We start from the raw sequence: 15,113 nt of genomic DNA on the forward strand, positions 1-15,113 counted from the left end.
GAGACCCGTCTTGAAGATCCATGACCTCATCGGCGTCGGCTTCGGCCCGTCCAACCTCGCGCTGGCCATCGCCCTGCAGGAGAACCAGGCACAGGCTGCGCCGATCGATGCCCTGTTCCTGGAAAAGCAGCCGCACTTCGCCTGGCACGGCGACATGATGCTCGATGGCACCCACATGCAGATTTCCTTCCTCAAGGATCTGGCCACGCTGCGCAATCCGGCCAGCCCCTACACCTTCATCAACTACCTGCACCAGAAGCAGCGACTATCGGACTTCATCAATCTCAAGACCTTCTACCCCAGCCGGCTGGAGTTCAACGATTACCTGGCCTGGGCCGCAGGACATTTCGATCATCAATGTCACTACGGTGAAGAAGTCATCGCCGTGCTGCCCGAGATCAGAGGCAGCGAGGTCAGCATGCTGCGGGTAGTCTCGCGCGATGCCCACCACCGCACCCATGAGCGCCTCACGCGCAACCTGGTGATGGCGCTGGGTGGCACGCCCAATATCCCGGATTGCCTGGCGCACCTGCGCGAGGAACCGCGGGTATTCCATTCCAGCAGCTTCCGCAGCGCCTTCGCACGGCTGCCGCCCCCGCGCCGCGTGGCTGTCATCGGTGCCGGCCAGAGCGCCACCGAGATCTTCCTGGAACTGCAGGGCCATCCGCACCTGTCAGTGGATCTGGTCACGCGCGCGCGCACCATCAAGCCCTCCGACGACAGTCCCTTCGTCAACGAGATCTTCAATCCCGACTATACCGACTACGTCTACAACACTCCCAACGACAGTCGCGCGGCGCTGCTGGAGGAATTCATGCAGACCAATTACGCCGCACCCGACATGGCCTTGATCGAGCGCCTCTACGACGTGCTGTATCAGCAGAAAGTACGGGGCCAACAGCGCCATCGTTTCCTGCGCCGCCACGACACCGTCGAGGCCTGGAGCGACGATGCCGGCGTGCACCTGGCCCTGAAGAATCTGGAAAGCGGCGAGGTCAATACCGAAACCTACGATGCGGTGATCCTGGGCACCGGCTACCAGCGCCAGCAGCATCACGCCCTGCTGGGCGAGCTGCAAGCTTATCTGCCGGGCATGCGCGTCGATCGCCACTACCGCCTGGACAGTACGCCCAACTTCCGCCCGGCGATCTTCTTGCAAGGTAGTTGCGAAGACTCGCATGGCCTGTCCGACACGCTGCTGTCGATCACGGCGGTTCGCACCGACGAAATCCGCATGGCCCTGGCGCACACGCTGCACCAGGGCCATGCAGCACCCTCGGCACTGCAAGCATCAGGGGATGTCCAGCGCCACGGCGCCTTGCAGGCCTGACCCGGGGCGCGCCAGCCGCCGCCCGCGCCGCCCCATGTTCAATTCACGTCAACAACATCTACAACAACAGCAATCGAGGAACCCGTTTTACCATGACCACACGAAACTCCCGGCATCACCCTTCCCCGCTGCGCCAGCGCCTGCTGGTCAGCTCCCTTCAGTGCGCCCTGCTGGGCATGTCGGCCTGCGCCAACAGCATGGCCCAGACCACCAGCACGGATGACAAACTGCCCCAGGTCACCGTCACCGCTGCGGGAGAAGAAGAGAAAGCCACCGGTCCGGTGCATGGTTTCGTGGCCAAGCGCAGCGCGACTGCCACCAAGACCGATACTCCCATCACCGAGACGCCGACCTCGATCTCGGTGGTGACCGCGGACCAGATCGCCACCCAGCAGGCCCGCACCGTCTCCGAGGCGCTGAGCTACACCAGTGGCGTGCAGGTCTCCACCGGTGCCTTCGCCATCGTCGATACCGGCTCGCTGCTGCGCGGCTTCGCCCTCAACAACGGCGGCTCCTTCTATCGCGACGGCATGCTCACTTCCTCCAACGCCAGCTACAGCCGCTATGCGCCCGAGCCCTATGGCCTGGAGCGCATCGAACTGCTGCACGGCCCGGCCTCGGTGCTGTTCGGACAAAATTCCCCGGGCGGCCTGATCAACGTGGTCTCCAAGAAGCCCACCACCACACCGCTGCACGAACTGCAGGTGCAGGTCGGCAGCTTCGACCGCAAGCAGATCGCCGGCGACTTCGGCGGTTCGCTTGATGATGCGGGGGTCTGGTCCTATCGCCTCACCGGCCTGGCCCGTGAAGCCCGGACCCAGGTCGACAATACCGTCGACAACCGCCTGTTCCTGGCCCCGGCCATCACCTGGCGCCCCGACGACCGCACGGAATGGACCGGCCGCGTCGAACTGCAACACAGTGAAGGTCTGTCCAACAACCTGTTGCCGGCCGTCGGCACGGTCAGCTACAACCCCAATGGTCGCCTCCCCACCAGCACCGCACTGGGCCGCTCGGCCGACAACAACGAGAAATACGACAACGCGTCGATCAGTTCGCAGTTCTCGCACCAGTTCAACGATGTCTGGACCTTCCGTCAGAACCTGCGCTATACCAAGTACGACGGCACCCGCAACAACCTGCGCTTCGCCGCCTACTATCCGACCACGCAGTTCGCCACTGCGGCTCTGCAACGCTGGCGCCTGAAGACCAATTCGGACACCCTCACCACAGACAACCAGCTGCAGGCCGACTTCGGAACCGGCATGATCAAGCACAAGGTCCTCATGGGCCTGGACTACCATCGCACCACCGGGACCGTGACCGGCTACCTCAGCCCCAACACCCTGGCCGGCTATGTGCTCTCCAACATCTACACCGGCAGCTATGCCAACCTGCCGGCGGTGGCAGACAACTACAACACCAAGACCGAAGACGAACAGGTCGGCCTGTACCTGCAGGACCAGCTCAAGATCGGCCAGCGCTGGATCGTCTCGGCGGGCATCCGGCACGACAACTCCGACCAGACCGTCAGCAACTACATCTCCAGAACCCAGACCAAACGCAGCGACAAGGCCAATACCCGCAACCTGGGCACGGTATATGAGCTTGACGGCGGCTGGTCGCCCTATGCCAGCTATTCGGAATCCTTCACCCCGACCACGGGTACCAGCTTCGGCGGCGCCATGCTCACGCCGGAGACCGCCAAGCAGTATGAAGCCGGTGTCAAGTACGCCCCGGTCAATACCAATGCCTTGTTCACGCTGGCCGTCTTCGACCTGCGTCGCCAGAACATCTCCACCGCCGACCTGGCCCACGCCGGTTACTACCTGCAGACTGGTGAGGCCCGCTCGCGCGGCGTCGAACTGGAAGGCAAGATGTCGCTGGCCGATGGCCTGAATCTGACTTCCAGCTACAGCTACACCAACACCAAGGTCACCAGCAATACTTCCAGCAGCTCGACCACCAGCACCCTGGGCAAGGCCCTGCCGGGCGCCTCCAAGCACAATGCTGGCGTGCTGCTGGACTACGGCTTCCAGCGTGGTGCCCTGGCCGGCGCGCACGTCTCGGCGGGCGTGCGCTACATCGGCCGCGCCTATGGCAATGCGCTCAACACCTTCGAGACCCCCTCGGTCACGCTGCTGGACTTCGGTGCCCGCTTCGACCTGGGCCGCATTTCCAGCGACTGGCGCAACTTCGAGCTGGCGCTCAAGGTGAACAACGTCACCGACCGTGTCTATGCCTTCTGCTCGGAACTGTGTGAATACGGTGCCCGCCGCACCGGCCTGGTACAGGTGACCACACGATGGTAAAACCCGCCCCGCTACCCTCCGGGCGAACCTGGAGGCCGTGGGTGCCGACACGCCAGACCTTCGTCCTGCTGCATCGCTGGACCGGTCTGGCGATCGCGTTTTTCCTGGTGGTGGCCAGCCTGACCGGCATCCTGCTGGCCTTCGAGGATGAGCTGGAGGTCTGGCTCGCGCCCGAGCTGCAACTGGCCCAGCCCGCACCGGGCCAGGCGGCCACGTCCATGCTGGACCCGTACACCCTGCGTGAGCGGGTCCAGCAGCAGTTGGGCGAGCACGTCCAGATCAACCAGCTGATACTGCATCCGCAGCCCGGTCGCACGGTCTCCTTCATGGCCGACCCCGCCACGGATCCGGCGACCGGTCGCCCGTACCGATTGGCCTACAACGAAATCCTGGTCAATCCCTACACCGGCAAGGTGCAAGGGGTGCGCGACCGCGACAAGATCAGCCTGCGCCCACAGAACCTGATGCCGCTGGTCTTCAACATCCATCACTCCCTGGCCTTGCCGCGCGTTGCCGGTGCTTTGCTGATGGGGCTGGTCTCGACCTTCTGGACCATCGACTGCTTTGTCGGCGTCTATCTCACCTGGCCGCGCGGACGTCCCTTCTGGTCCAAGTGGAAACCGGCGTGGATGGTCAAGTGGCAGGCCGGTTTCTACCGCGTCAACCTCGACCTGCACCGGGCCTTCGGCCTGTGGTGCTGGCTGATGTTGCTGCTGTTCGCCTGGTCCAGCGTGATGTTCAACCTGCGTGACCAGATCTACATGCCGGTGATGACACGCATCCTGCCTTTCGACAACAGCTGGCGCGCCCAGCCACCACTGCGCGAACCGATGAGCGCACCGCCGATGAGCTGGCCGCAGGCGCATACGATGGCGCGCGAGGCGATGCAGCGCTTCGCCGCTCAACGGGGGATCCGCACCGACTTCGAGGAAAGACTCAGCTTCGATCGTCGCCGCGGCCTTTATGCCTACATGGTCCACAGTACTGCCGACCTGCGCAGCAACGTCGGCAACACCGGCATCCTCATCGATGCCCGCACCGGGCAGTTGCGCGGTCACTGGCTGCCTGCGGGCGACCGCAGCGGCAATACCTTCAGCAACTGGATAGGCGCGCTGCACATGGGGCAAGTGTTCGGGCTGCCATGGCGCATCTTCATTTCCTTCATGGGGCTGGTCATCACCCTGCTCTCGGTGACCGGTATCGTGGTGTGGTGGAAGAAGCGCAAGGGCCGCAAGCTCAGCAAGGACAAGCTGCGCCAGGCCTGAAACCTGCAGCGCCACGACCACTGCCGTTGCCATGGCAGCGGCCCCTGAAGCGCTCTCCCGGATGATTCCGGGAGAGCGTTTTCACAACGGCGCCCTGCCCGCCTCAGACCAGCAATGCACGCACACCGGCATGCCAGTGTGCGTCAGAGAGCAGGGACAGATGATCGGCCTGTGCTACCGTGCTCACCGACATGAGCGTGGCGCCATACTGCGCCCAGTCGGTCGGCACCTGCGCGGCATCACGTCGTCCGGCCTGCCAGACGTGCAGCGGAGCCGACACCTGTACCTGCGCCTGCAGGCCCAGCCGCAGGCAACGGATGCGTTCCCACAACGCCGCTTCCGCACCGATGGTGCCCGCAGCATCCAGCGGCAGGCGCTCACCCAACCGCCCTACGATCTCCACGAGGAAATACGCCCGCTGCGCCGCGTTCATCTGGCCCAGCAGCGCATACCACTGTGCGCGCCGCTGTGAAGCCGCCAGCCAGCGTTCCAGCCTGGCCTCGTGGGCCAGCAACATCTCCGCTGGCGGCATGGGCCACTGCGCGAGCTGCTGACGCAAACCGGCAAAGTCACTACTGTCGGCCAGACCGATCCATTCCACCTGTATCGCGGCCTGCTTGCGTTCCTGCAACTGCCGCGCCGTTTCCAGCGCCAGCAGACCGCCCACTGACCAACCCAGCAGGCGCAGGCGACGGCCCGGCAGGGATGCGCACAGCGCGGCGGCATACTGTGCCGCCAGGGCAGCGCCATCCATGCTGCTCCAGCGCCATTGCTCCTGCGGCGGACACAGCAGCTGATACATCGCATGCTCGCCTGCCAGGGCGGCCGCCAGGGCGTCATACTCATGGGCATTGCCCATGTGCGCAGGGATGCACACCAGCACGGTCTGCCCGTCATCCCCGCCTGCGCGGGCGGACGGATGGCGCTGCAGTACCGGTGCAGTACCAGTACGGTTGACTGCACACTTGCGCGTACGCTCCTGGCCACCTTGCCGCATCAGGCCAGACAGTTTGTCCTGCCCCGGCAGCGCCAGCAGCAGCGCGATCAGCCGGTGCGCCAGCTGCACTACCTGCGTCTGCTCCAGCCGTGCGCCGTCGAACTCGAACTGGAAACGCAGCGCCGCGCCCGGCAAGGCCACCACCGTCAGCGGGAATTCGGTGGCGCCGCGGCTGCGGATGGCGTCGAAGGCCAGCGAGCGGCCGACGCCCTTCTTCAGCGATTCATCCACCGGGAAGTTCTCGAAGATCAGCAGGCTGTCGAACCAGTCGCCTTCCTTGCGTGCCGCCCATTGCGAAATGGCTGCCAGGTCCACGTGCTCACGCTGGCGCAGCGCCAGGTTGTGCGACTGCAACCCGGCCAGCCACTGCGGCACGCCCATGGTGCCGTCCAGATGCTGGATCAGCGGCAAGGTATTGATGCACATGCCCATGACCCGCTCGATCCCCGGAAAGTCAGTGCTGCGCCCCGAGGCCGTGACACCGAAAACCACATCGTCCGCGCCGGTGACTTCCTGCAGTACCAGACTCCAGGCGGCCTGCACCAGGGTGTTGAAGGTGACCTTGCAGCTGGCTGCAAAGCTTTGCAACAGCTGGGTCTGCGCCGTGGTGAGCTGCTCGCGCACGGTGCCATAGGCCGATGCTGCGCCGCTGGCCTGGCCTTGCGGCAGGCGGGTGGGAACCCCGCACAACAGCCCGGCGGGGAACTGCGGGCAGCGCGCGAACTGGGCACGCCAGAAGGGTTCATCCTGCGGCCCGGCCTGCCGTTGCAGCCAGGCGATGTAGTGGCGGAAGTCCAGCGCCTGGTGCTGCAGCGGCTGTTGTTCCATCAGCGAGAACACCTCGCCCAGCAGCTGCGACATGCTCCAGCCATCCAGCAGCACGTGGTGCCAGGTCCAGAGCAGCCGATAACCGCCATCCTCCTGGACAATGACAAAGCGCATCAACGGCGCCTGCTGCGGCACAAAGCCGCGCTGGTGCTCGTACTGACACAGTGCTTCCCATTGCTGCCGCACATTGCCCGCCGACTGGCCGCGCCAGTCCAGCACCGTCAACGGCAGCTCGGCCTGGCGCAATACCACCTGCACCGGCTGCGACTGTCCACCCCAGGCGAAGCCGGTCCGCAGGATGGGATGACGCAACAGCACCGTGCGCCAGGCCTGGGCGAAGCGCGCCACGTCGATGTGGGCAGTGCTTGCGTCGAGCTGCACGACATTGGCCACCGAGCAGGGCGAATCCTGCAGGTGCCGCAGCATATTGCGTTGCCAGGGGGTGGCCGGATAGATGTCCTCGATCAGGGCCGGCGGGCAAGCCATTTCGGCCACCAGGGCGTCCAGTTGCGCCTGATCGCGCTGCAGCAGCGGGAAATCCGACGGCGTCACGCCGCCGGCGCTGCTGAGACAATGCGCGATCAGTTCGTGCAAGGCGCTTTCCAGCGCGCCGGCCAGGCGCTGCACGGTCGTGGCCTCGTAGCGTTGTCGGCTGTAGCTGATCTCCAGCCGCAGCTCGCCCCCGACCACCTGGCCATTGATGGACAGCTCGCAGCCCAGCGGTGCGGCCGGATCGCGCGAGGCGCCAGGTGATTCGACGGCGGGCTGCCAGCCGCCCTCCTCCCGGAAATTGCCGTCGAACTGGCCCAGATAGTTGAAGGCCAGCGCCGGCTTGGGCATGCGCTGCAAGACCTGGCGCTGGGCATCATCGCCCCACTGGCGCAACAGACCGTAGCCGATGCCGTTGTCCGGCAGGCTGCGCAGCAGGCTCTTGACGGCGCGGATCAGCGTGGGCCATTCGCCGGCCGTGGGCAAGGCCACCGGCATGACGCTGGTGAACCAGCCTATGGTGCGGGACACATCCAGCGCCTCGCTGCCGCTCTCCAGCTGCTCGCGGCCATGTCCTTCCAGCGTGATCAGCAGCTGCGCCATGCCGCCCCACTGTCCCAGTGCACGTCCCAGTGCGGCCAGCAGCAGATCATTGATGCGGGTGCGATAGGCCGCCGCTGCCTGCTTGATCAGCGCCTGCGTTTGTAGCGCATCCAGTCGACATGCCACGCGGGCCTGGTCGGCGGCCAGCAGGGGCGCATCGGGATGATCGCATGGCAGGCTGGCAGGCAGTTCGGTCAGGGAGCGCCAGTAATCGAACTCCCGGGCGCGCATGGCCGCCTGAGCCTGCAAGCGGCGGCCCCACTGGCGATAGGAGGCAGTGCGTGGCGGCAAGTTCGGCTCGGCATGCGCCAGGCGCTGGCGATAGGCCTGCTGCAGGTCTTCCAGCAGGATGCGCCAGGACACCCCATCGACCACCAGATGGTGCACCACCAGCAGCAAGCGCCAGCTGCCGTCCTCCAGTGCCATGCTGCCGGCTCGCAGCAAGGGGCCGCGCTCCAGATGCAGGCTGCGCTGTACGCGCGCGCAGAAGGCGTCCAGTTCGGCAGGCGCATGCAGCTGCGCCTGCCACAGCAACGACGCATCGGCATCGCGTTCCCGGCGCGGACCATAGGCCTGCAGCCACTGGCCCTGCGCGTCCTGGCGAAACTCCATGCGCAAGGCATCGTGATGGTTGACCACATCGACCAGGGCCTGCTGCATCGCGCTGAAATCGATGGGCTGGCGGCTGTGCAGCAAGATGGCCTGATTCCAGTGATGCCGCTGCGGGATGGGGGTGGCCAGGAAATCGGCCTGGATCGGAAGCAACGGCACGGCACCATCGTCGGCCTCGTCGGCCTCGCTCCCAGCGGCTGCCTGCTGCGTCACTGGCTCGGCCGCACTGGCCGCCTGGGCCAGTGCCGCCACGGTCTGCAGCTCGAAGATCTGGCGCGGCGTCAGTTTCCAGCCCTGCTGGCGCAGGCGCGCGATGATCTGCAGGCTGAGGATGGAATCGCCGCCCAGCTCAAAGAAATTGTCATGCCGGCCGACCCGCTGCACCCCCAGTACGTCGGCCCAGCTGGCCGCGATCAGCATCTCCAGCGCGCCCTCGGGCGCATCGCCCGGCGCGCTTTCCGGCGTGGCCGGCAGCTCCTGCGGCAGCGCCTTGCGGTCGATCTTGCCATTGGCATTGAGTGGCAGCGCCGGCAGCACGATGATGCGGCTGGGCAGCATGTAGGACGGCAGACTGTCAGCCAGCGCCTGCTGGATCGCCCCCACATCAGGCAGGTGCTCCGGATGCGCACTGACATAGGCCAGCAAGCGATCGATGCCGCCCAGGGTGCGCACCACCACCACTGCCTGCCGCACCGCAGGCTGGGCCAGCAACGCTGCCTCGACCTCGCCCAGTTCGATGCGGAAGCCCTTGATCTTGACCTGATGGTCGATACGTCCGAGATAGACGATCTGGCCGTCCTTGCCCCAGCGCGCCAGGTCGCCGGTGCGATACATGCGCTGCCCCGGCGCGCCGAAAGGATCGGCCAGGAAGGAAGCCGCGGTCAGCCCGGGACGATCCAGATAACCGCGCGCCAGTCCGGTGCCGCCGATGTAGAGCTCGCCGGCCACACCGGGCGGCAGCAATTGCAGCCGGTCATCCAGGATCATGGCACTACGCTGTCCAACCGGTCGGCCGATGGGCGCATACGGCACCTCGCAGGGCTGGTTCGCCCCGGCTTTCCAGACCAGCGGCGTGACCACCGTTTCGGTCGGCCCATAGCCGTTGATCAGGCGCTGCGGATGCAGCACGCGCTGTACCTGTTCAAAGGTCTCGCGCGGCATGGCCTCGCCGCCGAAGGAGTACAGGAAGACCGGTGGTGCATTGCCGCTGCGCTCGACCCAGTCGGCCAGCTGCTTCAGATAGACCGGCGGGAAACCGGCATGGGTGATGCGATGCCGGTGCAGCGCTGCGACCGTCTGCTCGGGCGTCCACAGTTCGGGATCGCGCAGCACCAGCGCGCCGCCTGCACTGAGCACCGTCATCCAGCGCTCATGCGCGCCATCGAAGCTGAAGGAGAGAAAATGCAGTTCGCGCGACTGCGGCCCCATCTCGTAGAGTGCGGCGGTGGCCTGGATGTGCATGGACAGCGCTGCGTGCGCCACTTCCACCCCCTTGGCCCGGCCCGTGGAGCCGGAAGTGTAGATGACATAGGCCAGGCTCTCCGGGCTGGTCTCGACGGCAGGCAGTCCGGGGAGAACATCGTCTTGCGCCAGCTGGTCCATATCCAGCCACTCGGGCCCCTCCTGTTGCGCCAGTGCGGGCCAGGGTTGCCCTTGGGCGAGCACCAGGCCAACCCGGGCATCGCGCAGCATGTAGGCCACGCGCTCCTGGGGTGCCTCCAGATCGATCATCACATAGGCCGCGCCCGCCTTGAGTATGCCCAGCAGGGCCACGATCATTTCCGGCGAACGCGGCAGTGCCACGGCGATGCGTTGCTCGCCTGCCGCGGCGGGCTGCCCGTGTGCCAGCAACTGGCGGGCCAGGCGATTGGAACGTTGCTCGAGCTCGCCATAGGACAGGCTGAGTTCGCCCATCACCACGGCCTCGGCCTGTGGCTGGCGTCGTGCGATCTGCGAGAACAGCTGGTGCACCGGCGCACGCTCCATGTCGCCGGGCTCGGCCTGTCCCAACTGCAGCAAGGTCTGTTGCTCATCCTGTGCCAGCAGTGCCACCTCACCCACGGCGCGCGTTGCCGATTGCGTCAGCGCCTGCAAGCCGTGCAGCAGATGACGGGCAATCTGCTGCACGGTGGCGTCATCGAAGTGCTGGCGCTGATAGCGCAAACCGACCTGCAGCCCGCTCTGCACGCCATCCCCAGGCGCTACGCCCACCGTCATCGGATAGTTGGTCTGCTCGCGGGTATGGGTGCGGCGGAAACGGGGCCCTTGCGTCTGATCGCCGCGCAGGACACTGTCGATGGGATAGTTCTCGAATACCAGGATGCTGTCGAACAGGCTCTGGCCCAGATGACTGTGCCAGCGCTGGATCTCGTAGAGCGGCGTGTGCTGGAAGGCGCGCGCACCCAGGTTCTGCTCCTGCAGCTGTTGCAGCCACTGCCCGACGGGCTGGGCGTGCGCCGCCGGCACCAGCACCGGCAAGGTATTGATGAACAGGCCCAGCCATTGCTGCACGCCCTCCAGCTCCTCGGGTCGCCCCGCCACGGTCGCGCCGAAGCAGACCGCCGGCTGTCCGGTATAACGTTGCAGCACCAGTCCCCAGGCAGCCTGCAACAGAGTGTTGAGGGTGACGCGTTGCGCGCGTGCGAAGCCATGCAGTTGCTCGGTCTGCGCTAGCGACAGCAAGACCTTGTATTCGCCGTCGCCTGCCTCATGCCCTGCCACCGCCTGTTGTGCGGGGGCGCAGGCCTGGTGCAGATAGGTCGGTGCCGACAGCGCGGCCAGGCTGTCCTGCCAATGGCGGCGCGCAGCCTCGCCATCCTGTTGCTGCAGCCAGCCGATGTAGTGGCGGTAGCCTCCCTGCACCGGCGTGCTGGCGGCTTGTCCGTGATAATGCCGCACCACCTCGCCCAGCAGTTGCGACGTACTCCAGCCATCCAGCAACAGGTGGTGGACGGTCCAGATGAAATGATGGCGCGTAGTACCGGTGCGCACCAGCATCAGGCGCTGCAACGGCGGATGTGCAAGATCGAAACCGCGCCTCAACTGCTCGGCGGCGATCGCTTCGAGTGCGGTCTCGGGGTCACTGGAGGCACGCACGTCGGCTTGTGCGACGGGCAGCGCCAGGGAGCGCGCCACCCATTGCAACGGCGGCACATGCTCGGCCAGGAAGCCGGTGCGCAAGACCTCGTGCCGGTCCTGCACCGCTTGCCAGGCATGGCACAGGCGCGCCACATCCAGCTCGCCATCGATATCGATGCGCAGCTGGTTGAGATAGGCGGCGCTGCCGTGGTCGTAGACGCTGTGAAACAGCATCCCGGTCTGCATCGGCGAGAGCGGGTAGACGGCGGCCACCTGATCCGGCGGCACCGGCAGCACCGGCAGGTCGGCCGAGGCCAGCAGGCTGATATCGGGACCACTCCCAGTAGCCGGCGCGGCTGCGGGAGGGAGGGAATGATCGATGGCTTGTGCCACCTCGGCCACCTCGGCCAGCTGGGCGATGGTCTGGCGATCGAACATCTGGCGCGGCGTCAGTTTCCAGCCGCGCTTGCGCAGGCGCGCGATGATCTGCAGGCTGAGGATGGAATCACCACCGAGCGCGAAGAAATTGTCTTGCCGCCCGACCTGGGGCAGGCCCAGCACGTCTTGCCAGATCGCTGCCAGCGCCAGTTCGATCTCGCCTTGCGGGGCGCTGTAGTCGCTCTCCTGGCTGATCTGCACCGGCGGCAGGGCCTTGCGGTCGATCTTGCCATTGGTGTTCAGGGGCAGCGCCGGCAGCACCATGATGATGGCCGGCACCATGTACTCGGGCAGATGCGCGGCCAGCGCCGTCTTCAATGCCGCCTCGTCATGTCCATGGCCCTGTTGCAGCGATACATACGCCGCCAGTCGCTGGCCCTCCACCGCCACCACCACTGCTTCACGAATCGAAGCTTGCGCCAGCAAGGCGGCCTCGATCTCGCCCAGTTCGATGCGCAGCCCGCGCAGCTTGACCTGATGATCCAGCCGACCCAGATACATCAATTGCCCATCCTCGCGCCAGCGCACCAGGTCCCCGGTGCGATACAGACGCTGCCCGTTGTCGGAGAACGGATCGGCGACGAAACGTTCGGCCGTCAGTCCCGGCTTGTTCAGATAACCGCGTGCCAGATTCACGCCGCCCAGGTACAACTCCCCGGCCACGCCCGGCGGCACCAGCTGCAATGCCGCGTCCAGCACATAGGTCCGGGTGGCACTGATGGGGCGGCCGATGGGTACGCTATTGCCTTGGTCATCCGGCTGGCAGGTCCAGTGGGTGACATCGATGGCCGCTTCGGTCGGCCCATACAGGTTGATCAAGGCAGCCTGCGGCAACTGGCGCTGGGTCTGCTGCTGCAATTCCATCGGCAGCGCCTCGCCACTGCAGATCACGCGGCGCAGGCCGGGGCAATCCGCACCGTGGCCGTCGTTGACGAAAGCCTGCAGCATCGACGGCACGAAGTGCAAGGTGGTGATGCCGGCCTGATCGATCAGCGCGGCCAGCCTTGCCGGGTCGCGATGCTCGCCGGGCGCGGCCATGACCAGTTCGGCACCGGTCATCAAGGGCCAGAAGAATTCCCACACCGAGACATCGAAACCGAAGGGCGTCTTCTGCAGTACCCGGTCATCGGGACCCAGCTGACAGGCCGCCTGCATCCAGGCCAGCCGGTTGTACAGGCTGCCGTGACGGTTCGCGGCCCCCTTGGGCTGGCCGGTGGAACCGGAGGTGTAGATGACGTAGGCCAGCTGTTCTGGATGGATTTCCAGACCAGGATTGTCGGCAGACGCAATATCGGACAGTGTTGCCACATCGACGATACGGCACCCTGACACTTCGGGTAACTGGCCCAGTACAGCGGAGTGGGTCAGCAGCAGGCTGGTGCGGCTGTCTTCGATGAAATAGCGCAGCCGCTGCGGCGGATGGTCGGGGTCCATGGGCACATAGGCCGCGCCCGCCTTCATGATCGCCAGCAAGGCCAGCACCATCTCTTGTGAGCGTTCCATGCACACGCCCACCCGTTGATCACGCGTGAGGCCCTGTGCCATCAGCCACTGCGCCAGGGCATTGGCGCGGGCGTTGAGCTGGCCGTAATCGAGCACCTGCCCGGTATGCGGTACCCGCAAGGCGGGCCGCTCGGGGTGTGCCTTTGCCTGTGCTTCGATCACCGCCAGCACGTTGCCGGTCTCATGGGCCTGCGCATTGACGCTCCATGCCTGTAGCGCCGACTGTTCCTGCGCGCCCAACAACGCCAGTTCACCGATGGGGGTATCGGCTGCGCTGGCCAAGTGTTCCAGTACACTGAGATAGACAGTACCGATACGGGCAATGCTGGACTCCCGGAACAGTGCGCGACGGTATTCCAGCCGCAGCTTGACCTGCCCGCGGATGATCTTGACGTCCATGGCCAGATCGAATTTGGCCGCATGCAGGTCGATCTCCAGCGTACTGGCCTGCAAGCCCGGCAGATCCAGCGTGCCGCTGCCCTCGATGACCTGCAGCCCGAACAGGGTCTGGAACAGCGGATGGCGCGGCAGGCCGCGTTCGGCGGGGTAGCGTTCCAGCAGCAGTTCGAAGGGCAGCTCGGCATGGGCCATGGCTTCCAGCGTATCGCTGCGCACCTGGCGGCACAGCGTGCGCAGGCTCATGCCGGGGTCCAGGCGCGCGCGCATCACCTGGGTGGTGACAAAGAAGCCCACCATCTCCTGCAGCGCCGGGTGGTTGCGTCCGGCCTGTGGAATACCGACGGTAAAATCGTCCTGCCCGCAGCAATGGCGCAGCGTTACCTGCCAGGCCGCGAGCATGGCCACGAAGGGCGTGCAGCGCTCCTGCTGGCAGAACTGGCGCACACGCGCCGCCAGCGACTCCTCCAGCACCAGGCTGTAACCCGCACCTGCCTGGGCATCAGTGCTGTCGCCACGCTCCACCGGCAGGTTCAGCGGCGGCACTTCCGGGCCCAGCCGGGCTTGCCAGTGATCCAGTTCCTGCCGCAACCACTCGCCCTGGCACTGCGCTCGCTGCCGGCGGGCATGATCGGCGTACTGCAAGGCCAGCGGCGGCAGTCTTGGGGCCTGCCCGGCCAGCGCTTGCGCATAGGCTTGCTGCAGGTCGCGCGCGACGATGGGATTGGACCAGGCGTCCGATACGATGTGGTGCATGCCCATGATGAGCACATGTTCTTGCTCGTCCAGCTGTAACAGATGCACGAACAGCAGCGGTGCGCGGGAGAGATCGAAGACGTGACGCGTGGCGGCCTCGATGGCCGCGCTCACTTGCACCTCCCGCGCATCGGTGGCCAGTTCGCGCAGGTCGCTCAGCTGCAGCGGCAGCGATACGGTGGGCAGGACCTCCTGGCAGGCCACGCCGTCCTGTTCGGCAAAGCGCGTACGCAGGCTGCCGTGCCGTGCGACCACGGCCTCGAAGGCCGCCTGCAGGGCGGCGTGATCCAGTACGCCGCACAGGCGGAAGGCGCGCGTCAGGTTGTAGGCAGTCTGTTGCGCTTCGAGCTGGTGCAGGTACCACAGCTGCTGCTGCGAGAACGAGAGCGGCGCCGGTCCATCCTGAGGCCCCTCCTTGTCCGTCCGTTCGTGTTCGCGTTGATCGGCTTGCAGCAGGGCCAGCAACTGATGATTTTTTTCGTTCATGAAAGCGTGATCCAAGAAAA

The 15,113-nt window shown here is 65.8% G+C and carries 4 protein-coding genes; 3 read left to right on the forward strand and 1 reads right to left on the reverse strand.

Translation table 11 applies throughout. The features are described 5' to 3' along the window. Positions 1 to 10: 10 nt before the first annotated feature. The 3 genes from GWL_RS08875 (at position 11) to GWL_RS08885 (ending at position 4,907) form a co-directional block, all read left to right on the forward strand. Entirely contained in the window at positions 11 to 1,330 is a 1,320-nt protein-coding gene (locus tag GWL_RS08875) for a lysine N(6)-hydroxylase/L-ornithine N(5)-oxygenase family protein (protein WP_008329040.1), read from the forward strand. Between the two features lie 92 nt (positions 1,331 to 1,422). Then, positions 1,423 to 3,642, forward strand: coding sequence for a TonB-dependent siderophore receptor (locus GWL_RS08880; RefSeq protein ID WP_008329041.1), 2,220 nt, complete (start codon positions 1,423 to 1,425; stop codon positions 3,640 to 3,642). Beyond that, positions 3,636 to 4,907 carry a PepSY domain-containing protein gene (locus GWL_RS08885; protein ID WP_081486051.1) on the forward strand — a complete coding sequence of 424 codons (1,272 nt, stop codon included), beginning with the start codon at positions 3,636 to 3,638 and terminating at the stop codon, positions 4,905 to 4,907. The genes GWL_RS08880 and GWL_RS08885 overlap by 7 nt, the downstream gene beginning before the upstream one ends. Before the next feature lie 103 nt (positions 4,908 to 5,010). On the opposite strand, the gene GWL_RS08890 is transcribed toward GWL_RS08885, so the two are convergent. Further along, positions 5,011 to 15,093 carry a non-ribosomal peptide synthetase gene (locus GWL_RS08890; protein ID WP_008329043.1) on the reverse strand — a complete coding sequence of 3,361 codons (10,083 nt, stop codon included), beginning with the start codon at positions 15,091 to 15,093 and terminating at the stop codon, positions 5,011 to 5,013. Positions 15,094 to 15,113: the final 20 nt, after the last annotated feature.

Source organism: Herbaspirillum sp. GW103, from assembly GCF_000261365.1.
Classification (GTDB): Bacteria; Pseudomonadota; Gammaproteobacteria; order Burkholderiales; family Burkholderiaceae_D; genus Herbaspirillum.

What these genes read in the sequence shown, in the direction of transcription:
- GWL_RS08890 (WP_008329043.1), bottom strand. Translation starts at nt 15,093, where the DNA reads ATGAACGAAAAAAATCATCAGTTGCTGGCCCTGCTGCAAGCCGATCAA.
- GWL_RS08885 (WP_081486051.1), top strand. Translation starts at nt 3,636, where the DNA reads ATGGTAAAACCCGCCCCGCTACCCTCCGGGCGAACCTGGAGGCCGTGG.
- GWL_RS08880 (WP_008329041.1), top strand. Translation starts at nt 1,423, where the DNA reads ATGACCACACGAAACTCCCGGCATCACCCTTCCCCGCTGCGCCAGCGC.